Here is a 277-nt window from a genome sequence, read left to right as displayed (position 1 = left end):
GGATATTTTTTTAAAAGAGGTAAGAAAAGAAATCACTACCAAGTGCGGACAAAAATGTACCGCTATCCGAAGAATTTTTGTACCTGCTGATAAAATAGAAGATGTACAGATTGCTTTAGGTAAATACCTGTCGCAAACAACGATCGGAAATCCATTGAATGAAAAAGTGAGAATGGGATCTCTGGCAGGTGAATCACAAAGAGCAGAAGTAAAAGCACAGGTTCAAAAATTATTGGCTTCTTCTCAATTGATTTATGGGTCCTTGGATAGTGTGCAA

The 277-nt window shown here is 36.8% G+C and carries 1 protein-coding gene; it reads left to right on the top strand.

Annotated elements, in window-relative coordinates; all coding sequences use genetic code 11:
* Nucleotides 1-277: aldehyde dehydrogenase family protein (locus VJI94_RS08290; protein ID WP_324009013.1), on the top strand; the 277-nt coding region annotated here is incomplete at both ends.

The organism is Parvimonas sp. D9, from assembly GCF_035282565.1.
In the GTDB taxonomy this organism is placed as follows: domain Bacteria; phylum Bacillota; class Clostridia; order Tissierellales; family Peptoniphilaceae; genus Parvimonas; species Parvimonas micra.
This window is presented reverse-complemented; position numbering and strand designations above follow the sequence as displayed.